We start from the raw sequence: 22,941 nt of genomic DNA on the forward strand, positions 1-22,941 counted from the left end.
TATTTTTCCGTTTCTGTCTGATGCTTGGTGATTCTTTAGCCATCATTGCCTCTTTTCTGTTCGCCTATTTAATTCGTACAAAAATTGACAGTCGTCCATACTACTTCGTCTCCGATCCGCTCAAATTTACCTTTTCCGTTGCCGTCATGGTGCCAGTCTGGCTAATTATTTTAGCGATTCTCGGCCTCTATAATAAAAAGATCTTCCTAGGGCGTTCTCATTGGCATGAAACCTCGCGCCTCCTTGCCGCCTCTGTTATTGGCGTTATGTTTTTAATCAGCTTTGATTTCTTCCTTGAAGGAGACTTATTTCCAGTTCGTCTCATTGCTTTTTATGCAATGGTTATCTGCTTCTTTTCGCTCACTATTGTCCGTTTCTTTCTCAAGGTTATCCGTCGAATTATTTTACAACAGCGCATTGGTTCGCTTCGCGCTATTATTATCGGTAATACCAAGGCAACCTCTCGTCTAATTTCACAAATGCTTGATTACCCTGAAGAAGGTTATCGTGTAGTCGGTGTTGTAGCAGGGAATCAATTTATTCCCAAAGAATATCGTAAGAAGCTTCAATACTCCTCGCTAAAAGAGGCTCTTAAGAAATGTGAAGCGGATGTAATTTTTCAAACCGATGAGAAACAAACCGAATATGTCTATCGTCAGTCTATTAACCATCACCTCCATTATTACTTTACTCCATCTGAAACTACCCTTTCAACTTCCATGGGGGAACTGGAACTCATCGGTAGCACTCCAGTGATTATGGTTAAAGCAACCCCACTTGTTGGTAGCGCTAAGGTTGCTAAGCGTCTCATGGATCTTATTCTAGGTACCCTTCTTCTTCTCCTCGCTTCACCGGTCATGCTTATCATTTGGCTTCTAATTAAATTATCTACCCCGAGAGCCCATGCTATTTATTCTGAAATTCGACTTAGTCGCTTCAATCAAAAAGTAAAAATCCATAAATTTCGCAGTATGAAAATCAATTATTGTGGCATGAGTCCGGAAGCTGCCTTCCACAAAATGGAACAAGAAGGGAAGATCAAAGACGCAGAAAGGCTTAGCAAAGAGTACCGTGATAATGGTGATTTTCTTGAACATGATCCTCGTATTACAAAAATCGGCAGATTTATTCGCGCCACCTAACTTGATGAATTACCCCAACTCATCAATGTAGTAAAGGGTGACATTTCTCTTGTTGGTCCTCGCGCACTTGTCCCCGGCGAGCTCAGAAACTATGGCGATCGTTCACTCCTTCTAACTGTCAAATCTGGCCTCACCGGTCTCGCACAGGTCTCCGGACGTCGCTCTATCAGTTTTGACGAACGTCGCGCTCTTGATCTCTATTACATCCAAAACTGGTCCGTTCTCTTTGATCTTCAGATCATTTTACGTACCATTAAAGCAGTTCTAATTCGTAAAGGCGCCAAATGATGTCAGCGCCCTCTAATCGCAATCCCAAAGGATCCCATCATGATTTCGCTCATCAATTCAAAGATCGTAATCTAAAAGTTGCCCTTGTCTGCGATTGGCTCACTGTTGTTGGCGGTGCCGAACAGGTTCTCCGTGAAATTCATCATTTATTTCCTCACGCCCCTATTTATACTTCTCAATATCGCCCTAAGAAGATTGATTGGTTTAAAGGTGCCGAAGTTAAAACTGGTTGGCTAAATTTTTTACCAGCCTTCACTAGGCGCTTTATCGCTCCACTTCGTCAAAGCTATTTCAAAAACCTCGATCTAACCGCGTATGATCTGGTTATTTCTGTCTCCGGTTGTGATGCTAAATATGTTAAAACTCGTCCAGGTACACATTTTTGTTACTGTCATGTACCTACCCAATATTACTGGGGTAAAAGTGAAGAATATCAAAAAGATCCAGGCTTCGGTCCGCTAAATATTATCGTTCGTCCTATTTTTAAATTACTTTTACCAAGACTCAGAAAAAAAGACCTTGAAGCAGCCGCACGTCCAGATTTTTATATTACAATTTCCGATTTTGCTAAAAATGAAATTAAAAAATTCTATAAGAGGGAAGCAAAAGTTATTTTTCCACCAGTAAATACTGTCAATTTCTCAGAGGTCGCAGAATATAAAAACATCAGACAAGGGAATTGTCAAATAATAGAACAACATAAAAATAAGAAAAGTCAAATAAACCAAAAATCACACGAAACAATAAAAACTACAAAAAGTCAAATTGAACAAAATATTTATCACACCACAAAATTAAATGAAAATCAAATTAAACTTGTGGAAAACTCCCCAAACAACGGTCAGTACTTTATCAACTTTTCACGACAAGTTGGCTGGAAGCGGCTCGACCTTGCAATTAGTGCCTGCATCGAGTCAAAACAGCCGCTGGTTTTAATCGGTGATGGCCCTGAGCATCAAAAACTGCTTCAACTTAGCAAAACTCACTCCGATTTAATCACGCTTCATTCTACTCTTCCGCAATCAGAACTTAAAGAATATTTGAAAAATGCCAAAGCCTTCATTTTTCCATCAGAAGAGCCTTTCGGTATCGCTCCAGTTGAAGCTCTCGCTGCTGGCTGTCCAGTTATTGCTTTTAACAAAGGTGGCGCCAAAGACTACATAAAAGACGGTAAAAATGGCCTCTTTTTTGAGTCGCAAACCGTCAATTCCCTTGTTTCTGCGATAAAAAAGTTTAATCAACTCTCTCAGATATCTGCTGATAGCAAGATAGCTCTCCAAAAAGCCTCACAAGAAAATCAAACATCCCACTCTTCCCTCCTTTCGCCTCTGGAAATTTCTAAAACCGCTGAAAAATTCTCAAACCTCCATTTTAAGGAACAATTAGAAGCTTATCTCGCACAGACCATCTCGGCGACAGAAGTGCAATTTCAGCAAGAACATACTAATCAAGAAAGGTAATCTTGATGACAAAAAAATCTACCAATAAAATCAATTCAAAATCCTTAGGTTCCGTCACCCCCTCTCTTTCTAAAATCCAGAAAGTCATGCTTCTCTGTTTGCCTTTCTGTTTATTTTTTTCTTACCATCCCGTCATTCCGATTTTTTCTACATCTACCACCAATTTTGAATTATCCATTCCGCTACTCTGGCTCCTAATTTTTGCCATCCTCTCTCTCCCTGAAAATTTTCGCCTCTATATTTATTCCCTTAGAATCGTCATTAAAACCAAATCTCTCGTTAATAAGACATCTCGTCCCTCTTCTCGTCATAAAACAGATAAACTCTACCCCCATTTTCTTCGTCTTTTTACGTTAATATACCCATTCTTTGTTACTGTTAATAGCATTGGCTCGCCTAATTTTTTGCGCGCCATTCTTACCTCTGGCGTCATCTGGTGTATCTGCCTTTCCCTATTGACAATTCTTCAAAATATTTCACAATATAAAACTCAAATAGGGAAAAGTTTCAATAAAAATCTTCTTATTGCCGGCACTCTTGCTTCAGCTTTTTGCTGGCTTCAATCAATCTTGGACATCACTGGCGCCCCTCGCGAAGCTACATTTTTGTGTAAAGGTTGCATATCAACAGTCTTTGGATTCCCTCATCCAAACGGTTTTGCCATCGAGTCGCAGTTTATGGCAAATCTCCTCCTTGCCCCAATTTTTCTCAGTCTTTTTTATCTCCTTGAGGGACCAAAAAATCACTTAAGCAAACTAAATTCCGACCCCTACCCAGCTTCAAAACTTGGCCACTTTCTTCGTTTTGGTCTTCCTCTCTTTTTAATCGCCACCCTCTATCTTACCCTTTCTCGCGGCGCTATTTTCTCTTTCTGGGTTAGCGTTTTTGTTTTATTTATCTATCAAATTGTCAAACTTATCAAACAAAAATCTTGCAGACGGGAGATTCTATTCCGCCAGCCACTCATCTTTTCTGTAGTAGTTTTTCTGCCATTCTTCTTTACGTTGTCGGCTCAGGGTTTATTCACCGAACTCGGTCCAACCAGTCATACTTTCCTTGATGGAGTTTCTACTTCCGTCAGCCAGCTTTCCCTAGGGCGTATTGACCTTACTAAAGTGCTTCATAAAACCAATGAAAATAATAAATCTCACGAATCTCACGAGACCCACGAGGCCCACAAAACTCACGAATCCAATAAACTACATTTATCAGACTTGAATACCGACGCTGCCGCCTCAGTTCAAAAAGCCCCTCAGTTCACCAGCTATATTGAAGAATCAACCAATATTCGTCTAAATCTCAACCGCCTCGCTCTCTCTTCCTGGCGAACTTCACTTAGGCGTATGCTCGCCGGTGTCGGTCTTGGCGCTGCTGGCCTAACGTTGTATCAAGAATTTCCTGAACTTGGTAGCCCCAAAGAAATCATCCAAAACGAATACCTCGCCATCCTCTATGAACAAGGCATCTGTGGTGTTGTTATGATTATTTGTGCCGCTATTTTATTCGTTCTAACTTATAAATTACATAATAAGAATCATGAAAAAATATCAATTTATGGACGCGTTCTTGCTCTTTCTTTTGCTCTTACTCTCTGCTTTTTTTCGGGGCTCCCCAATGCTCTTCATATTTATCTTCTAACCCCGCTTCTCTTCCTTCTTTAAAATTCTTCTCTAGCTACTGAAAAATAATATTTTTCATCATTATTGGCATTATTAGAATTAGGATCAACTACTATCTCTGATGCATCGCAGATATAGTAATATTTTTCACGATCATTTTTTAAGTGATAAAACTGTGCAATATTAATATTGAAGTCTTGTTGAAGTAAAGTTTTCTCCTGATCGATATTAGTTTGTTCAATATTTCGACAGATTAAGTAAAAGTTACATTCTAATTCATCTTCAAATAAATAAATTTTACAATCTTCTGCATACCCCTTCATTGTTTTAAAAGACAATTCGCCGCTAGACCTTAACTCAAATTTTTGTAGTAATAAATATAATACTTTTCTTGGCAGAAACTTTGGTCCAGGTATTTTTTTAATCAAATGCCAGTACCTTTTGAAAAGAAAGACTAAAGCATTTCGCTCTTCAAATAACGAGGGAAAATCTCTTTTTTCACACAATGCTAACCAACTTTGGTTATTTAACTCTACCAAAATATTTTCCTCAAATTTGTCTCCATTATTTTCAGACCAAATTTGTACATACTGAAATAAATCATAATTACATTTGGACAAATCTTCCTCTGATAAATCCCTTTGATCAGTATTAATAATTTTTTGTGCTAGTTCTAATACTTCTTTTTGGATCAATTCTTGAATTTTCTTTGTCAAAATATTAATGTCTTGATCTGCTGGACGAGGTACTCCCGAAACAAATTCGCAAGATATTTGTCTCTTTTCAAATATTGCAAGCTCGAGTTCACTATGTGGTGGAATTTTGCTGATAAGGTTCATAATTTTATAATCTGAAAATTTACCTTTAATTTTTGCCATTACACAACGATCGCCATTACTAGCCCAATAAAGATAACCCTCATAATCACCAGATTCATCTGTTTTATCTAAACCGTTATGACTTGTTAACCACCTCTTTACCTTAAATGAGTAGGAAAAATCCTTATAATAATCTGCTTGCAAATACTTAGGTGGTTCTCCATTACCACATACCCATACGACATAATCTGATGCTTCCAGGATGTAAAAATCATCATTCTTTGCGCGGAAAAAATACCAAGTCGTATCTGGCTCAACTGCATGAAAACCTATGAAACTTACCTTATTATGTATCCGATAATGTTTAATAATTTTCATCAGTTCTTTTTGCTGAATTTCCATAACATTTCTCTATAAATCCTTATTTGCTTCTTTACATTATCTTAGCATAATAGAATTTCATATTTGAAATAAGTTAATTTATTTATTTTTTAAATGGTTTTATTTCTAAATCCTTAAATGTATTAAAACACTACGCGACATTTTTAAATGATATAATCATCCTAAAAGGAGAAATAATGTCAGTTGAACTTCGCCCATGGACTGATCAAGATTATGAAGCATTAGTCCACATCTGCAACCATATAGACCGCACTTATCTAAGCGATACTATTCCAAATCCATATCATCTTGAAGATGCTAAAGAATATATTGCAATAGCTAATCAGAGTGAAGGACAAACTGGAATTTATCGTGCCATTCTTAATGACGGAAAAATAGTTGGTAATATATCAGTTGTTAAGAAGAAAGATATTCGAAAAAAAGATTCTGAACTAGGTTATTACCTAGGTAAAGAATTTTGTTCTCGAGGAATCATGACTGAAGCCGTTCGACAAATTTTGCTACTTTCTTTTAATCGATTAGACATTATTCGCATTTCAGCATACACTTTTGCCGAGAATATTGCTTCCCAACGAGTTTTAGAGAAAAATGGTTTTATAAAAGAGGGTATCGCTAGAAATTCCTTCTTTAAAAATAATCAGATTCACGATGAATTTCTCTTTAGCATATTAAAAGAAGGAGTTAAATAATGTCACAAAGAAGAATCGTTTTCCCGGAGTTTACCAACCCCTATATTCAAGAAGCTATCAAGATCGCTAAAGAAAAATTTTCCGATTTTGAAGCTGTCGGTGCCGATAATCTTGAGCATGCCTGTGCCGCCGTTAAAGCTGGTGTCGCCGATGCGATGATTGCTGGTATCGATTATACCTCTCGAGAAGTCATTCTCGCTGCCCGCGATATTATTGGTGTCAAAAACCCTCGCCAGCTTGAAAAGCCAACTTTCTCTGCTAGCTTCATTTTTACTAAAGAAAATAAAGCCACCCCTCTCGGACAATCTGTTTTTATTCTTGGTGACGCTGCCGCTTGTAAACATCCGAACTTCGACCAGCTTTATGATATTACTCTCCAAACTCACGAGACTGCCGCTAAATATTTTAAATACCTAAACTATGAATCTACTGATTCGGCATTAAATAATTTCCTCACTCCCCGTATCGCTATGCTAAGCTTCTCTACTCTCGGTTCTGGTGGCAGAGATGAAACTATTTCGCTTGCACAAGCTGTCGTGGAAAAGGTTAGGGAAACTCATCCTAAAATTCTAATTGACGGAGAAATGCAGCTTGATGCCGCGATCAATCCCCGTATCGGCGAGAAAAAGGCTCCAAACTCCCCTGTAGCTGGTTACGCCAATGTCTTAATTGTCCCAGACCTCAATTCTGGCAATATCCTCTATAAAGCCATGGAACAATTTGGTAATTTCACTGCTGCCGGCCCAATTCTCCAAGGTTTCAATGCCCCAGTCTCCGACCTATCCCGCGGCAGTACCGTTCTTGATATTGTTTCGGTCATCGAAGCTGAGTTAGCTCTCGTCAGCTAAAATCGTGTTATGATAAACCAATAGAAAGGAGATTATGAAGGGTAAGATTAAATATTTCGGCACAGACGGAATCCGCCAGAAAGCAGATGCCTTCACTCCTGGTTTTATCCAGGCTATCACCCTCGGCATTGTTCGTTATCTAGGTAATGCTCGTGAAACCGCTGACGGTATGGAGCGTCCAGTGAAGGTTCTGCTTGGTGGTGACACTAGGGAATCTACAGAGTGGATTCTCCGCTATTTTGAGGAAGCACTTGAGACCGTTGGCATTGACCACGGTAGTGTCGGTGTTCTTCCCACTCCTGCTATTAATTACGCTTTTTATCAGATGGGCTACGATCTTGCTATTGATGTTACCGCCTCCCATAATCCTGCTTCCGATAATGGTGTTAAAATTTTTGAGCGTGGTGATTCGATCGGTGGTCTTGAGGCAGTCATGCCAGGTGGTATCGGTTTTAAAGGTACCGGTACAACCACAAGCGGTAAAGATCTTTCTTCCTTTGTTAAAAAATATCCTTATGGCGTTAAATTAAGTCAAGCTGGTGTTCAGGCTATCGAGAATGCTCTTGAAAATGAAACTGGCTTCGATGTTGGTTCCGTTGAATATGCCGAAGATCTTCATCAACAAGCCAGGGATATTTATCTTGACCATCTCAAAGACTATCTCTCAAGTTTTGGTCCATCCACACTTTCGCAGCGTGAAAAACCTGATTTTTCGGAATTAAAAATTGGTCTCGACTGTGCCAATGGAGCTACTAGTGTCACTGCCCGTGAAATCTTTGAACACTTTGGCGCTCAGGTAGAGGTTATTCATAGCGACCCTAGCTATGGCGAGACGATTAACCAGTCTTGCGGTAGTACTCATCTTGATTCTCTAATTCAATTAGTAAAAGGGCATCAGCTTGATTTTGGCGCCGCTTTCGATGGTGATGGCGATCGCTGCCTAATGGTTGATAAGAACGGCACTGTCATTGACGGCGACGATATGATTGCCTGCATTGCTGGTTACCTAGGTCTGCCGAAGGTTGCTATTACCATTATGGCAAATAAGGGTCTCTTGAACTGGTCTAAGGATACCGGCATCGAGCTTGTTATGACAGATGTTGGCGATCAGAATGTTTCCGCCAAAATGCGTGAGGAGGGGATTCTTCTTGGTGGCGAACAGAGTGGGCATATTATTTTGCCAGGCGAATCCATGGGTGATGGAGTTCTCACTGCCCTAGTTATCTCCAAAATTTATAGCGAGACATTAAGAAGAAGGCAGCATGAAGATCAACTTATCCTAGATTATGAAGCTATGCAAGACGCCAAAAAACAGGAGCAGGGTAAAGAATCGACTACCCAAAAAGCTCCTCAAGAAGTTTCCCTGTCTTCTATCTGTTCTTCCTTGCAAAAGCTTCCTCAGGCAATCAAAAATCAAACAGTCAGCCCTTCCCTTAAACAAGCCTTCCGTAATCATATGCCGCTTGCCGAAGAATTTATTAATCAGAAAACTGCCGAACTCAACTCTCTCGGCTGGAGTCTCAATATTCGTGCCAGTGGCACCGAGGAACTCGTGCGTATTACTATTTGGGGTGACGACCCTGATAAGATCAATCAAAAAGCTCTAGCAATTGCTGCTGATTTACAAGCACTTGAATCTTCTCTCTAGTTAACTTAGTTTTATTACTTAATCGTAAAGGAAAAATATGATCAAGATTATTGCAGTTACAGAATATAATAAAATAGTCGCCGACAGAATTCGTCAATTGCTCATCCAACTTTCACGTAGTGGCAAAGATAAGGGTGAAATTCCGCAACAATGGTTCGAGCAACTCATTTCTTCTCCTTGGCATGACTTACTTCTTGCAGTTGAATCTGCGAAAGATGGCAATGTTAAACAAGACCACCCTGTTCTCCCCGAGCAGATTCTTGGTATGGCCTCAGTTTCTGTAATTTTTGGTGCCGGCATTGGTAAAAATGCCTATCTTGAAGATTTTGTCGTAGACCAATCAGCTCGTGGCAAAGGTATAGGAAACCTCTTATTTAACGCTTACGAAGATTGGGCAAGGGAAAAAGGCTGTAAAAATCTTGAGTTCACCTGTGGTCAAGGCCGCGAGGCTGCCCAGCAATTCTATAGGGACCACGGTGCGGCAACCTACGACACCAACTTTTTCCGCAAAAAGTTAGATAACTGATTTATCTTGAAGATTTAGAAAGGCATCAATGGCTTCAGAACAAGATAAGTCTCACAATAATCTTCTTGCTATTAATTTTCTTAATAATAAAGTGCTGCCATGTTTTCTAAATTGTAAGAATAAAAAAATAATTAGTGATCAAGCAGTCTTCACCTACATCGCAACTAATTTCTGGAAAATCCCCTTTATCTTTAATAAAGAAGAATACATATTGTATGGCTACGATTTTATTGGAGAAGCCGACAATTCCGTTGAGCCACTTAGCTTTTTTATTAAAAGCAATGATAAAAGTTTAACTGATCATACATTTGAAGTTCTCCCAATTTCTTCCGAAAAAAACAACGATGTGATTAGCTATATATATTTCAATAAATATGCTAGAACTAAGCAATACCATCCAGTATTTTCGGACGAAATATTTTTAGTTAAAATCAATTTTCAATTATAATATACCTATGAATATCTATATTTCTGGCATCTCTGGTACCGGCATGGGGCCGCTCGCTCTCATGGCAAAAAATGCTGGCTATCAAGTTTTTGGCTCCGATCAACAACGTGGGGCTATTTCAAATGAACTCGATCAGGCACAAATTCCTTTCGCTGTTGGCGCGCAAGATGGCCAATATCTTCAAAAAGTTCACGAGAAGTATCATCTCGATTGGTTTGTTCATACCTCCGCTCTTCCCGAAGATCATCCAGAATTACAGCTCGCTAAATCCCTCGGCCTTAAAATCTCTAAACGCGACGAGCTGACCGCCACTCTAGTTAAAGAGCTCAATCTCAAAATGATTGCCGTCGCAGGTACTCACGGAAAAACTACTACAACGGCCATGTTAATTTGGGCTGCCAAAAATCTTCAACTTCCCGCCGCTTACATTGTGGGCTCCACTTTAAATTTCGCTCCTTCTGGCTCCTATCAAAAAAACGATCAATATTTCATCTACGAAGCCGACGAATATGATCGTAATTTTCTCCACTACCAGCCCTGGCTCTCTCTGATCACTTTTGTTTCATATGATCATCCTGATATCTACCCCTCTGAATCTGATTATCAACAGGCTTTTCTTCAATTTGAAAAAAAGAGCCAATCTCTCATCTTTGCAAATCCGGCTGCCGCCCCTTCGGATCTTTCTCAGCTCTCATCTCAGTCATTCCAGGTTTTAGAAACTCCAGATCCTCGCCTTACTCTCGCTGGCGCTGCTCGTCGCGAAGATGCGAACTTAGTCTTCTACGCTATTAAACAGATCTTGGCGGATCAACCAAACTCTCATCAAGTCTCTGATCAGCAAATTATCGACATTCTTAATCAGTTCCCAGGCGTTGGTCGCCGTTTTGAGCGTCTCGCCGACGGACTCTATTCTGACTATGCGCATCACCCGGAAGAAATCCGCGCCACTGTTGAGATCGCCAAAGAAGAGGCTAAGAATCTTGGTAAAAATGGTGTAGTCGTCGTTTATCAGCCTCATCAAAATACTCGCCAACACGAAGTTTTCTCTCTTTATCAGGACGTTTTTCTTGGTGTCGATCAGCTTTTTTGGCTCCCAACTTATCTCACGCGCGAAAATCCTGGCCTAAAAATCTACACCCCAGCCGACTTTATTGCCACTCTCAAAAATCCTGAGATCGCCACCTCTGCCAACCTTGACGATCAACTTAGATTAAAACTAAAATCTCTTCTTCAGGATAACTACCTGGTTATTCTTATGTCCGCCGGTCCCGCTGATCAGTGGTTCCGTGATAGTCTAGCCTAGACCTCTCCGCCAGCTTTTCTGTTATGCTATAATTAAAACGTTTATGGGTGGTTTTATTAAGAAGGAACATCAGGAGGAGAAGGGTCGTCTTTCTCAGCTTTTTAAGCAGATTAAGACCTGGCAGCTCCTGCTGGCCCTCATCCCTCTACTTTTTTTAACCGCAACCTTTTTGCGTTTTGATCACCTCAAGATGCATGATTTAAAAAATAAAGTTCTTCAGGCGGATCAGGGAAAAACCGCTGACGGCAAGGAAATCACCTCTCAGGAGGAAATTGATCAGAATCTAAAAACTACTCTAACCAATTTAAAACAATATACCGAATCTCACATCATCATTAATTTCATCGAAAAAAATGGTCGTAATGTCCTAACTTTTGGTACGGGCCCTTTTTATTTAGAAAATCAGTATAACCGTAAGGCCACTGCTGCTCTAGCTGAAGCAGAGAATCAACTAAAGCAAACTGGCGATAATAATCCAAATGGCAATATTTTTGCCAAGGCAATGGAAATCTGTAAGCCACAGGCTATTGCTCACGGTTGGGCCTGGAATAGTCCTGGCTACCTTAACTGTATGACCGGAGTTATCAATAGTTATCCCTCAACCGATCAGCTCACCACCTCTCTCGCGGCGAATATTCCGCCAACTTCTCTTTATCGCTATGATTTTTCTTCCCCCGTCTGGGCGCCCAACCTTGCTGGCTTTTCCGTTCTTCTCTGTCTTCTGATTTTTATTCTCATTTTACTTCGTTTTATTGGATTTTTAATTCTTCGTATTGCCATTATTTTTATCAAATAAAACATTAAAATTTTCACCTCTATAAAAATACCTTAAAACCCCTTGACAGATTAATCCCCCTACCATAAGATAAGACTATATCAATTAAAGGAGGAAAAATGGCCTACAGTCACACTAACAGTAAAGGCATCACCTATTATCTACATAAATCTGAGGTTACCCTCCGTGGTGGCAAGCCTCAGACTATTTATTTCTTCACTAAAACTGAGAATAATCCAAAGGGTACTCCAGTTGATCTTCCTGAAGATCGCGTTGTTAACGAAAACCCACGCAACGGTTTCCTTACCCTTTCTAAGAAGAAATAATTTCGAGATTAAGGTTAGCTAATTTAGTAATCAAACACTAAAATCTTATAACAAACATGAAAATACCAGGTCTATACCTGGTATTTTTTGTATCTATGGTTTTTTGGATCCGCGCATCAATCTATTTTTTGCATAAAAAATGGACTGGCAAAAGCCAGCCCTGAAAAGAACAGCCAATAACTCGTTTAGTCTATCACCTCCCCGTTTCTAAAAGTGAACTCTATTATAATTTAGACAGCATATCTAAGAGCTCGTAAATTGTTTGCGAACTGGACCAAGCCCAACCGTCCCACTCTTCACCAGAGTTAAGAGGTGTGCCATTGTGCGCTAGCCATACTGGATGGCAGCTGTCCAGGAATCCGTTATTGTAACGGTACTGGATTTTTAAAGTCCAGTTGTTACGCGAGAATTCCTGCTGCACGACATCGTAGTTTCCACCGGTTGCCTTCCAGGTCTTAGTTACTACCGTAAACCCAGAATTCTTGGCAGAGCTCTCGAGGGCGTCCGCAAGTTGCATCTTATAACCGCTATACTGCTTACGGTTATCTTCTCTAATATGAGCGTCGGTTACCCTCTTTGTCTCAGCCATGACAGCCTTTTCTTTTTCTCCAGCAGGCTGGATCTGATTACTAGCGTTTCCACTAGCCTTATTACAGGTCCCACTATTACAGTTGCAATTACAATTGCAACTGCACTGACAACTACTGTACGCTGCTTTTGCCGAACTAGTCGGCACTGAAAAAAAAATTACTAAAGCTATCGCAACTAGGCCTTTGAAAATATTACTTAACATAGTCATTTCTATCCTCCTTTTAAAAAACTATGTTATGGCCCCCGCCCTATTGCGGGATTTTTAAGCCACTCCTACATCAATCTTATTATAACATTTTTTAATAGAATGTAAAACAACAGCTAGCTTTTAGCGGAGCCAAATAAGAATTCCAACCACTGCTCAAAATTCGATAATTTTCTTGCCTCTATTCTTTCATCAAGGGTAAGTTTTGGATGTTTATTCTTTGCAATTTCACTATTATTCGGCAAATCAATCATCACCTCCCCTGGTAATTGCTTCCTCAGCAATTTACGTGCCTCCAGCTCCTGGTATTCATCAGACGCATAATACTGATTTTCTAATTTTGTCTTATTTACATCAAGTTGGAGTAGCTCCATCTCTGTCTGCTTGGCGTTCATTTGTTGCTGCAACTCCCAGTTTTTAGCAATTGAGCCAACCGAAGCAATTAAAAGCGCTGAGAAAAGCAATGGAATAGAGAGTAGCAAAATATTATTAAAATCTAAGACCTCAGTTTTTAACCAAAAACGTAAACGGTTAAAACGTATCCTGAATTGTTCCTTTTTCGAGCGCACACCCATATATCTTATTATATCAGTTTGTGATAAAATTAATAACAACCTGGGGGCGTAGCTCAGGGGTTAGAGCAGGCGGCTCATAACCGCTTGGTCGTTGGTTCGAGCCCAACCGCCCCCACCAATTTTAAAACGACTTCTGGTCGTTTTTTGTTTAGCATAAGCAGTTTAATATTATAAAGTGTTACAATATATTCTATAAGCGAGAAAAATATGGTGCAAAATCTAGAATCTAGAAACTCTATCAACGAAAACCAAAATACTTCTAACCAGTGGGATGATATTGCTAAAATAGCGAAGGAGGTCTGGCAGAAAGAGACGGAGAAAGCTCCAGATTATGCCACAGATTTTTACCGGGCAGCTCTTAGCGTCACAAGGGATTTTGACCTACGCAGACAAAATCTAGAGTCTAGTGGTAACAAAATGACTCAGCAGGAATTTGAGAAATGGGAAGACGCCCTGTCTGATGAGCTTGAATTTGCAGGTGATGAGCTTGAGAAAACGGATAATACACTTGAAACCATGGCCGAATCTGCGCGAGCAATGATTCTTACAACCGATGAGTATAAAACCTATAAAACCATCGAAGCCCAAGCGGGGAACTATTATCATGAAAGATCGGCTGCTCTTAAGCAAGCCATCGAGTCTTCTGGACAGCCAGAGTCCGAGAAGGATCTTAATAGTATCAGGGAATTCTATTTTGCTGTTATAGATCATCTTGATTATCGCTATGAAGATCCAGATAGGGTCTTTTCTATGGGTGTAAAAGAATTTGATAAACAACGTATCATGGCTCATAATAATGTGATCAAGCACCTCAATGAACTTAACGACTTGGCAAGAAAATATCACGTCAGGCCATTTACTCTTCGTAATTTCTGCCCAAGTGACGCTCGCCCAAAGGAAAAACAAACTCCCGCCGTTGCAGATTTAATGGCCTATGACCGTTATTCAGTTCAAAGTTATTACACTATTGCTTTTTCATCTGAAGTGAAACGCAGAGAGGCTATCCAGGAACGCAATAGTCGATACGGTGGCTAATTGATTTTGACAAATATAGATAAATATGCCATAATATAGTATCTAGACATTTTAGGGGAGGTGATTATATGTCTAAAGCACTTAAAAGTGGAGTTGAGATTATTGAGAAAATGTCTCGTGAATTTTTCTATTTACACTTTATTCGAGGTGTATGTAAAACACGCCCGTTTGCGTCGCTAGCCTCGTTTAAGGCAAAGAATCTTTCGGAGAAGGAAAGAACAGAGGTGCGTGCCATTCTATCTAATAATGGTATACCCTTTGAGTTAACCAGCTCAGAGCAAACTCTCGATGATGTTGCCGCCGCCATTTCAGCGCGAGCTGTTGCGCTAAAATAATTTTTGCCCCCGCATGTCGGGGGTTTTGTCTTTTCTTGTATTTTCTCCCCACGCAGACTATAATCATAAGTACTATGGATAATTCCAATAATGATCAAGTCTTTCACAGTAGCAATATTGCAAATCAGACACTAGCTGGTTCTGCAGCTGATCCTTTTACTTTGACCGATAAAGAGAAAAAACGTCAAGAAAAACAGGTAGAACTAAATGATAAGCGCATGCGAAGAGCTGCAATGAGGGCCGCTAAAAAAGCTGAACGTACGGCTAAATTTGCCGCATTCCGTCAACGCCTTGGTCATTGGCGAAAAAGTAACCCCCTTGTCTTTATCTTATCTTCGGTTGGCGCCTCAATCCTCATTCTTGCCATCATTGTTGGTGCCAGCTGGCTGATCGTTTCGCAGATAACTCGCGAAAAAGCCACAACCCGCACAGCTAATAACAATATTGATCCTACTGACTATATTTCCGTGAACTGTAGATGCGCCAAAGGTTCTCAAGCTTACAATGATCTTAAGGAGGATTATGAAATGGCTGCGGAGCGTGAAAAGAGAATTATTGACAATTTTGACAATAAAACCGCCACTCCATTCCAAACTATTGAATTTATTAATACCGTTATTGGCTCGGGCTATCTAGAAGACGCTTATGACTCTGCTGGCAATTTGAATACCGTCAAGGCTTTTGATAATTACAGCCAACGAATTCAAACTGCTAATATTACTAACGATGATCAAAAAGCTCTCCTTGAACTATATTCTCTTAGTATCTATAACACGGCCAAACAATATAATCAGACCTTAGAAAAACTATTTAATTACATTCCTGAAAACATGTTTGACGGCACCAAATATATCTACTACAGTATTTCCTACGAAGCTTACAAGGGGCTTGGCTATACTGAAAAAGCTAATTCTATAGCTAAAATCCTAGAATCAATTCCTTACGGCTCCGGTTCTTTTTAGTCTCTCTAGTCCAGCCCTTTTTCATTCTTATCGTAGTCTTCATCTTTAAGTTTATGGTAAAACCTAAAATGCTCATGTATAATAAAACTATGCAAAAGATGCGTCATCGTTTTGGCTTCACTATCATTGAAGTCATGCTGGTTTTAACTATTTCCACTGCTCTTGCAATGGCAATTCTAAGCACTATAACCACCAATATTCATCGACAGCGTTTTTTAGACTCTTACACAGATCTCGCAAATTATATCCGTAGTGCTTACTCAGCTACTATTAATGTGCAAAATCCTAGATTATTTACAGAAGACAGCGGTTTTTCTTGCACCTTGAACTCACTCTGGGATGAAAACGGACGCCTTACGACAAATACCGACACCGATAATTATCCTGGTCGCAGTCGCTGTGCAATTTATGGTAAGCTCATTACTTTTGGCGAGAAAGATCCTGAAACTGGCGCCCCTAGTACAAAAGTTCACATGTACGACATTATCGGACGTGTTTATACCGGTCAAATGAATATTGAAAATTCCACCGGTGATAATGCTATTAATTCACTTAAAGCCGTTGCCGCTAATGTTGTTACTCTGAGAAGTGCTCCAGGCTCTTGTCGAGTACATTTCGCAGGACAAGAGTCCTCATATACTCCACAATGGCAAGCTAGAATTGAACAAACCGCTAATCAAGAATTATTACGTGGCGCTATCATGATCGTCAGGTCTCCAGTTTCCGGCACTGTTCATACTTATTCTTATGATCAGCCAGGTCAAACTTTTGATGTTGGTGATTTGCTCGAAAAACTCAATCGTAATGCCCCTAATCAATCCTGCGAGACTGCTAGTCTTGATCAGTACCGCCCCTATGCCAGTAGCGCCCTGCTTTATGGCGCACTTGGTGAAGTTGTTTCTGGCACGTCTAATATCTTAGAGTACGAGCTTAAAGATTCCAGAATGCAAAATAAACAAGATTTTACTCTGTGTGTTTCCTCTGATGATATTCCTCTCGCCCCCAAGAGGCGTCGACCAATCCGCATTAAAGCTGATGGTAATAACTCTTCCGCAGTTCAGTTAGTTGATATCGATAGTAATGATAATCCCTGCCAATAGTGGCGTATAATGGTAATGTATATGTTAAACTTTCCTAAAAATTTAAAGGTTACCCAGACTAAGAATCGTCTCTCTAAGGATTCCTCCCTTACTTCTTCTCGACGTGGTGACACTATTATTGAGATTATTTTCTGTTTTACTATTTTTTCAATCATTACCATTGTATCGATTGGTCTCATGAATCGAAATCTTTCGCTCATTCAAGGTACTCTCGAGGTTTCCATGGCCAGAAATGAAATCGAAGCCCAGGCCGAAGCGATTCGTTTTATTCACAACTCCTATCTTTCAGAGCGTGAGTTAGTCCGCGACCAGAATATTGACCCCACGAAGTGGCAGGAATATCGTGATCTCTGGCAACGGCTTGCTAGCGTACAGAATGGTTTAAATAATAACCCTATTAAGATTTCTAAATACAGTGAACAGAATTGTCGTCAGTACTACGATGCAGCCAATGTTGCCGGTGAGGTTCATAATATTTTTACCGATAAGGCCTTTATTGTTAATACTAGGAAATTAGACCCCAAAAATCCCGATAGGACAATTGTTTCGGCAAGGGAACATCAATCACTCTTTCAGGAGGCTTCTTTGTATCCTCGTCTAGTTTTTTCAAATTCTTCACAGGTTGGGGCTTCTAATGGGGCGGACAGTTCCGCCAACCTCAATGAGTCAAATTCTGGTAGTAACTTATATCTCACTCCCGCCTTTGTCACTCCTTATCGTATAGAGGGTCTTTGGGTTATTGGTACCCGTGATGTCACGGGTGTCAGCAATCCTGATGCTATAGACGACTCCGGTCTTGACCAGCAAGCTCCAGAATTCTACGATTTTCATATTCGTTCTTGTTGGTATGGCCCAAATCGCAATATCCCTTCAATCATCAGCACTATTATTCGTCTTTATAATCCGGAGTTTATTAAAAAAGATTAGTATGCGAAGAATAATTCAAAAACCTACCAGCAAAAACCACTCCAAAAAAGGCTTTACTATTATGGAGCTCTCTCTCGGCCTTGCTTTTATTTCCTCCCTTCTGGTTATGGTCTCCATTATTTCTATTCATATCTCTACGACCTACCATAAGGGGCTAGTTATCCGTGCAGTTAATTCGACCGGTCGTCTCTTAGTAGATGATCTTTCACGTACAATTGCTGCTGCACCTGCAAGGGCGCTTACTGATATCTGTCGTGCCGAGTATGCTTCAGATAAAGCGGAAATGCAAAAGTGTTTAAACGATAATGCGCGCATGTATGTTTATCAGCAAAACTACGGAACGGTTAGGTTGCGGTCAAGTGGCTCCCTGTTGCAAAATGTCCCAACCAACGGCGTATTCTGTACTGGTCGTCATAGTTATCTATGGAACACTGGTTATGTTTTAAACAGTGAAGATTATGAACTTGTATCCGGAGCTGCCGCCACTTTTAATGATGGTCAGAGTGCTGAGAAGAAAGATTTTAAATTGCTTAAAATTGAAGATAGTAATCGTGATCTCTGTTACCAGCACACACTAATGCATACCACCTCAACGGCTCAATATGATTTTGATCATACAAGAAATGATTTTCATCTAAAAGGTTCTATTTCTACCGAGCTCCTTGAGCAATCTGACGATCGTCTTGTGCTATATGATTTTGTAATCTTCCCAGTCACTCAGCATTCTGTTACGCTTCACTCTTTCTATTCTGGTACCTTTATTTTAGCTACCGAACGGGGTAGTATTGATATTACTGGTGTTGGCGAATTCTGCAAGACCCCTCCAACTGACGGCTTCTCGACCGATTTTACCTACTGTGCAATTAATAAATTTAACTTTGCGGCGAGATCGACTGGCCAAAATAGAAAGGGAGAATAATGAAACTGTTTTTCAAAAAATATCGCTTAGCTCAAGGAGTTAGTACAAAAAAAGGTGCAACTTCCATGATCGTTACCGTTTTTACTATCATTCTCTTTAGTATTATTACCCTTGCTTTTACAAGACTTATTCTTTCTGAGGTCAACCAGACTACTAACTCTAACCTATCTAAATCTGCTTATGATTCTGCTCTTGCTGGCGTAGAAGATGCTAAGGTTGCCCTACTAAAGTATCACGATTGCTTAAATAAGGGTCATACTGTAAACTCCGGGAATCCTTGCAGTAAAATTATTGCTGCCATGCAAGATGGTGTTCGCCGACAAGATTGCAGTACTGTCTCTAATGTACTTGGTCGTACCATCGATGAGCAACATGGTGTTACTATTCAAGAAGTCAAAGACTCAAGTCAGGATGGTGGTTCTGCTGCCTCAAAATTACAGGCCTATACCTGCGTTACTATCCAAGAGGATCTCGCGGACTATCGTTCTACTCTCAGCTCTGATACTCGCACTCGTATCGTCCCTCTTCGTACCGATCAAATTCAAAATCTCAGATACATTAATATTAAATGGTTCTCAGATACTAACTATGTATCTCAGCAACGCAGTGGCAGTGGTCTTAGCTGGGATCAAAATGATGGCCTTCTCCCTAGTGGCCAGCACTCGATGTCGCCTCCATTAATCTCTGCTGCCTTCTTCCAGTCTGATCGTAATTTTAATCTCGGTGAGTTTAATATTGCTAGCAGTGAGAATAGTACAAACCGTGCGATGCTCTTTTTGAAACCTACCAACGATAGTAAGGGGCGTAACGACTTCTCTGCTACTGAGGTCTCAGAAACCTTCGACAAGAATGGTAATCACCTATTTGCCGTTAACTGCCAAGAGGGAAGCTTCTTCTGTTCCGCTACCTTTGAAGTTCCCAATACTTATCGAGGTAGTACTGACCGTAATCCTGCTACCACTTTTCTCCTCCTCACTCTCCCATATGGCGCTCCTGAAACCGACTTCTCTGTATCTCTCTATGATTCCAAGCGACAATCAATCAACTTTACTGGCGTTCAAGCTCGCGTTGACTCCACTGGTCGCGCCAACGATCTTTATCGACGGGTCGAAAGTCGCGTTGAGCTTGTTGATACCTATTTCCCATATCCGGAATTTGCTATTCAGCTTAATGATGACAAGAATAGCAAAACCCGAAAATCTTTCTATACCACCGTCAACTGCTGGACCGCTGTTGATGGTACTATGGACCAATGTGAGAATTATAACGAAAGTTCAAGCTATAGTCGGTTCTAACTATAAAAAAGTAGCAGTCCTATACCTGCTATTTTTTTATGTAAAATACCAAAAAAGAGCATTGCTGCTCTCCTATAATCTTTAATTTGGTGGCGGGGGTTGGATTTGAACCAACGACCTTTTGGTTATGAGCCAAACGAGCTACCAGGCTGCTCTACCCCGCGATAGAACAACTTAATTATAGTGACGTTTAATTAAGTTGTCAACCCCAGATCTCAAAATCTAATTATAATAATTTTCTCGCGGTTACTCTGACGGCTTCAGCTAGACTCATTCCAGCGTGTGGGGCAGCAGCTACATCAACCACTGTTAATCCGTTTCGCATTACTAAACTTATCTCTTGTATTAATATCTCTGCATTTGGCGCTACAATTGTTGCTCCAAGAATTTTCTTTTCACGATTGCAAATTATTTTTACAAATCCATCTTCTGCGCTAGGACTCCAGGTTGCCTCTTTCTGTGTTAATCCAGATATGGCACTTGTATATTTTAAGCCCATCGCCGCACATTGCTCCTCAGTTATTCCTACGCTTGCTACTTTTGGATATGTATTGGTCATCCGTACGAATCCATTATTTTCGACAATAGTTTTTGATCGACCATTAAACGCTACTGAAGCCGCAATTGCCCCCTCGTAAGTATCTTTCTCGTAAGAGCTGAATGGAAAATCACTAATCTTCTTATTTTCCTTTATTGTAGCCACACCTCCTGCTGCAAAAATATTTTTATTTGAAGTTTGCATCTGATTAGAGACTAGAATTCCTTCAGGCGTATATTTTACATTGGCATTTTCAAGCCCTAAGTCTAACTCTGGTTTCTGTCCAGCAGCCAACACTACGCATTCTACTCGTACGGATTTTTTCTGCCCTCCTCGAAGTAGTGAAGCCTTGATCACTTTAGTCTTCCTGCCAGTCGCTAAAGTTTGAATCCCATCATTTTCAACACTTACCACCTTAGTTTCTGTCAAAATCTTAATACTTTTCTTTTGATTGAATTTAGCTTCAATAATCTTCGATGCCTCGAGGTCCTCTTTCGGTAAGATGCGATCATTTATTTCTATTAGAATTACCGAGCTTCCAAGGTTTGCTAGAAACTCACTCGCCTCCACCCCATTCTGTCCAGCGCCAATTACTAGTACCACTTTTGGGATCCGTGGTAGCCCCAAATATAATTCCGCAGGTGTCACAAAACCGGTTTCTTCAAGTCCAACAACCTCTCCAGTGTTCATTGTTGTACCACTTGCGATTAAGAACTTCTTTGCCGTAATAGTTTTTTTCTCAGTTGCCACTTCAATAGGTGAAATAAATCTTGCACTACTCCTAATCACTTCAATCTTTGATTCAATTAGCTCTCTCTGTTTCGCCTCAATAAACTCCTCTGTTTTATTTTGTATCTCACTGTACATTGAAGGAAGATTTATTTTCAGCTGATCAGAGTTTAATCCAACACTTGACCCCTCTCGTGCTTGGCATAATAGTTGTGAGATTTTTCCGGCCATTAATTGTGAAAAAGCACAAAGCGTATTATTTCCACCAATTAAATCCTTTTCAATAATTGCTACTTTCTTTTTTGCCGCTGCTGCCATCATTGCCCCCGCAATACCTGCCGCGCCGCCGCCAATCACCACTAAGTCGTAATCAAATTTTTTCATATAATTTTATTCCTTTCCCCTAAAATAAATGCCAAATCCTTATTGTATTTTCTTACCTCCGCAACAATTTTACGGTCGAGATCAGATTGTGTAATCGCTGTTTTATCTGTCACCCATTGACTTACTTTTTTCGTCACTTCCTTTGCAATTAATTCTGCTGTCCCTTGTTCCAGATTTAAAGCCTTAGCTTCTTTTTTTAAGTCTAACATTAGTTGCTTTTCCGAAAACTCTAGCTCCTTTGCCTGACGATTTTTAAGTATTCCCATTTTCACTCACCTCTTTATCATTTATTTTTGAATAATTCTAAATGCCAATAGGAAGATTGCTAAGGTGATGAACAATGTCCCAGATAGGGCCTTCAAAAAGTTTTTATTGTTAAGACGCCATTTTTGAATCTCCACCACTGTCTTTCCGTGTCTTACGGCTAATCTTAAAATCACTAATGGCAGCAGGGCAATTACTGTATATAAAATCAACATTGTAATCTGTAATGGCATGGAGAGTTTTAATAGACTATCTGCGGTAATTAACATTAATACGATGAAAAATGGTGCTTCAGCGAAGCTTGCGAGCAGCCCCAGTGCAAAGGCCTCAATATTGCTATCTGTCTGTTTTGCTCGTTTCATAATATATTTTGCAACTGGCTTAGGTAACCATAGTTCAGTTGATCTTCCAGTGCGGTAATAAAATAACCAAATACAAAGGGTTAAAGCCACAAGCACCACGGCTAAAACTACTAGACAAATCGTTGACAGATTAGCTCCAAAAAAGAGAAAGACAAAATAAGCTGTTGCTGCCAGACTTGTTAATACCAGAAAAAATACTCCAAAAATATAGTTAGAAACTAAAAATTTTGTTCTTTTCTTTATATGTTTACCCAAACTTTCGTGGTAAAGCAGAAGTAGTGACCCAAGATTCATCTGCAAAGTGGCATGCGCTAAAGCAGCTAAGACAATCACGCCGATCGCCGAGAATATTGTAAGACCTTCCATACTTAAATTATATCATATCTTGCTTATGCTAGATTATATCTTGCTTGTGCTAAACACAAAAA

Annotated in this window: 23 protein-coding genes, 2 tRNA genes and 1 pseudogene; 19 read left to right on the forward strand and 7 right to left on the reverse strand. The window is 40.0% G+C overall.

Annotated features, from left to right (window positions below):
- Positions 1–146 precede the first annotated feature (146 nt).
- The 3 genes and pseudogenes from G3KMM_RS00085 (at position 147) to G3KMM_RS00100 (ending at position 4,551) form a co-directional block, all read left to right on the forward strand.
- Positions 147–1,430: pseudogene (locus G3KMM_RS00085) on the forward strand (exopolysaccharide biosynthesis polyprenyl glycosylphosphotransferase).
- Positions 1,427–2,890, forward strand: coding sequence for a glycosyltransferase (locus G3KMM_RS00095; RefSeq protein WP_129603776.1), 1,464 nt, complete (start codon positions 1,427–1,429; stop codon positions 2,888–2,890). The pseudogene G3KMM_RS00085 and the gene G3KMM_RS00095 overlap by 4 nt, the downstream one beginning before the upstream one ends.
- 5 nt (positions 2,891–2,895) lie before the next feature.
- Complete coding sequence (locus G3KMM_RS00100; RefSeq protein ID WP_129603779.1) at positions 2,896–4,551, forward strand: O-antigen ligase family protein; 1,656 nt, start codon at positions 2,896–2,898, stop codon at positions 4,549–4,551.
- On the opposite strand, the gene G3KMM_RS00105 is transcribed toward G3KMM_RS00100, so the two are convergent.
- Positions 4,548–5,729 (reverse strand): hypothetical protein, encoded by a 1,182-nt coding sequence (locus G3KMM_RS00105; RefSeq protein ID WP_129603781.1) that lies wholly within the window; start codon positions 5,727–5,729, stop codon positions 4,548–4,550. The genes G3KMM_RS00100 and G3KMM_RS00105 overlap by 4 nt on opposite strands.
- Before the next feature lie 176 nt (positions 5,730–5,905).
- On the opposite strand from G3KMM_RS00105, the gene G3KMM_RS00110 reads away from it, so the two are divergent.
- From G3KMM_RS00110 to G3KMM_RS00145, 8 genes are all read left to right on the forward strand, one after another.
- A complete protein-coding gene (locus G3KMM_RS00110) occupies positions 5,906–6,418 on the forward strand; it encodes a GNAT family N-acetyltransferase (protein ID WP_129603784.1) in 513 nt (170 codons plus the stop codon).
- Entirely contained in the window at positions 6,418–7,266 is an 849-nt protein-coding gene (locus G3KMM_RS00115; RefSeq protein ID WP_129603787.1) for a phosphate acyltransferase, read from the forward strand. Before G3KMM_RS00110 ends, G3KMM_RS00115 begins: the two co-directional genes overlap by 1 nt.
- A 34-nt stretch (positions 7,267–7,300) precedes the next feature.
- Positions 7,301–8,914, forward strand: coding sequence for a phosphohexomutase domain-containing protein (locus G3KMM_RS00120; RefSeq protein WP_129603789.1), 1,614 nt, complete (start codon positions 7,301–7,303; stop codon positions 8,912–8,914).
- A 37-nt stretch (positions 8,915–8,951) separates the two neighbouring features.
- Complete coding sequence (locus G3KMM_RS00125) at positions 8,952–9,440, forward strand: GNAT family N-acetyltransferase (protein ID WP_129603791.1); 489 nt, start codon at positions 8,952–8,954, stop codon at positions 9,438–9,440.
- Between the two features lie 28 nt (positions 9,441–9,468).
- Complete coding sequence (locus G3KMM_RS00130; protein ID WP_129603794.1) at positions 9,469–9,888, forward strand: hypothetical protein; 420 nt, start codon at positions 9,469–9,471, stop codon at positions 9,886–9,888.
- A 7-nt stretch (positions 9,889–9,895) separates the two neighbouring features.
- Entirely contained in the window at positions 9,896–11,191 is a 1,296-nt protein-coding gene (locus G3KMM_RS00135) for a Mur ligase domain-containing protein (RefSeq protein ID WP_129603797.1), read from the forward strand.
- 43 nt (positions 11,192–11,234) lie between these two features.
- The gene (locus G3KMM_RS00140) at positions 11,235–11,987 is read left to right on the forward strand and encodes a hypothetical protein (protein WP_129603800.1); all 753 of its coding nucleotides are present in this window, start codon (positions 11,235–11,237) and stop codon (positions 11,985–11,987) included.
- Between the two features lie 98 nt (positions 11,988–12,085).
- A complete protein-coding gene (locus G3KMM_RS00145) occupies positions 12,086–12,292 on the forward strand; it encodes a hypothetical protein (protein WP_129603803.1) in 207 nt (68 codons plus the stop codon).
- Between the two features lie 223 nt (positions 12,293–12,515).
- On the opposite strand, the gene G3KMM_RS02890 is transcribed toward G3KMM_RS00145, so the two are convergent.
- Entirely contained in the window at positions 12,516–12,881 is a 366-nt protein-coding gene (locus G3KMM_RS02890) for a hypothetical protein (RefSeq protein WP_129603806.1), read from the reverse strand.
- Positions 12,882–13,204: 323 nt separating this feature from the next.
- Positions 13,205–13,663 (reverse strand): hypothetical protein, encoded by a 459-nt coding sequence (locus G3KMM_RS00155; RefSeq protein WP_129603809.1) that lies wholly within the window; start codon positions 13,661–13,663, stop codon positions 13,205–13,207.
- 42 nt (positions 13,664–13,705) lie between these two features.
- Here G3KMM_RS00155 and G3KMM_RS00160 point away from each other — a divergent pair.
- The 8 genes from G3KMM_RS00160 (at position 13,706) to G3KMM_RS00195 (ending at position 20,236) form a co-directional block, all read left to right on the forward strand.
- Positions 13,706–13,781: transfer RNA gene (locus tag G3KMM_RS00160), tRNA-Ile, on the forward strand.
- An 89-nt stretch (positions 13,782–13,870) separates the two neighbouring features.
- Positions 13,871–14,698 carry a hypothetical protein gene (locus tag G3KMM_RS00165; RefSeq protein WP_129603812.1) on the forward strand — a complete coding sequence of 276 codons (828 nt, stop codon included), beginning with the start codon at positions 13,871–13,873 and terminating at the stop codon, positions 14,696–14,698.
- Between the two features lie 68 nt (positions 14,699–14,766).
- Positions 14,767–15,033 (forward strand): hypothetical protein, encoded by a 267-nt coding sequence (locus G3KMM_RS00170; protein ID WP_129603815.1) that lies wholly within the window; start codon positions 14,767–14,769, stop codon positions 15,031–15,033.
- 74 nt (positions 15,034–15,107) lie between these two features.
- Positions 15,108–15,995: a hypothetical protein gene (locus G3KMM_RS00175; protein WP_129603818.1), complete on the forward strand. Its 888-nt coding sequence runs from the start codon at positions 15,108–15,110 to the stop codon at positions 15,993–15,995.
- 89 nt (positions 15,996–16,084) lie between these two features.
- Positions 16,085–17,095, forward strand: a complete 1,011-nt coding sequence (locus G3KMM_RS00180; protein ID WP_164998448.1) for a type II secretion system protein — start codon at positions 16,085–16,087, stop codon at positions 17,093–17,095.
- Between the two features lie 15 nt (positions 17,096–17,110).
- A complete protein-coding gene (locus tag G3KMM_RS00185; RefSeq protein WP_129603824.1) occupies positions 17,111–18,022 on the forward strand; it encodes a hypothetical protein in 912 nt (303 codons plus the stop codon).
- 1 nt (position 18,023) lies between these two features.
- Positions 18,024–18,941 carry a hypothetical protein gene (locus G3KMM_RS00190; RefSeq protein WP_129603827.1) on the forward strand — a complete coding sequence of 306 codons (918 nt, stop codon included), beginning with the start codon at positions 18,024–18,026 and terminating at the stop codon, positions 18,939–18,941.
- Positions 18,941–20,236: a hypothetical protein gene (locus G3KMM_RS00195; protein ID WP_129603830.1), complete on the forward strand. Its 1,296-nt coding sequence runs from the start codon at positions 18,941–18,943 to the stop codon at positions 20,234–20,236. The genes G3KMM_RS00190 and G3KMM_RS00195 overlap by 1 nt, the downstream gene beginning before the upstream one ends.
- 87 nt (positions 20,237–20,323) lie before the next feature.
- On the opposite strand, the gene G3KMM_RS00200 is transcribed toward G3KMM_RS00195, so the two are convergent.
- The 4 genes from G3KMM_RS00200 to G3KMM_RS00215 all read right to left on the reverse strand — a co-directional run bounded on the left by G3KMM_RS00200 (position 20,324) and on the right by G3KMM_RS00215 (position 22,879).
- A tRNA-Met gene (locus G3KMM_RS00200) sits at positions 20,324–20,400 on the reverse strand.
- A 62-nt stretch (positions 20,401–20,462) separates the two neighbouring features.
- Positions 20,463–21,887: an FAD-dependent oxidoreductase gene (locus G3KMM_RS00205; protein ID WP_129603833.1), complete on the reverse strand. Its 1,425-nt coding sequence runs from the start codon at positions 21,885–21,887 to the stop codon at positions 20,463–20,465.
- The gene (locus tag G3KMM_RS00210) at positions 21,884–22,153 is read right to left on the reverse strand and encodes a hypothetical protein (protein WP_129603836.1); all 270 of its coding nucleotides are present in this window, start codon (positions 22,151–22,153) and stop codon (positions 21,884–21,886) included. Before G3KMM_RS00210 ends, G3KMM_RS00205 begins: the two co-directional genes overlap by 4 nt.
- 21 nt (positions 22,154–22,174) lie before the next feature.
- Positions 22,175–22,879 carry a hypothetical protein gene (locus tag G3KMM_RS00215; protein ID WP_129603839.1) on the reverse strand — a complete coding sequence of 235 codons (705 nt, stop codon included), beginning with the start codon at positions 22,877–22,879 and terminating at the stop codon, positions 22,175–22,177.
- Positions 22,880–22,941 lie beyond the last annotated feature (62 nt).

This window comes from Candidatus Nanosyncoccus nanoralicus, from assembly GCF_004138405.1.
GTDB classification, from domain to species: domain Bacteria; phylum Patescibacteriota; class Saccharimonadia; order Saccharimonadales; family Saccharimonadaceae; genus Nanosyncoccus; species Nanosyncoccus nanoralicus.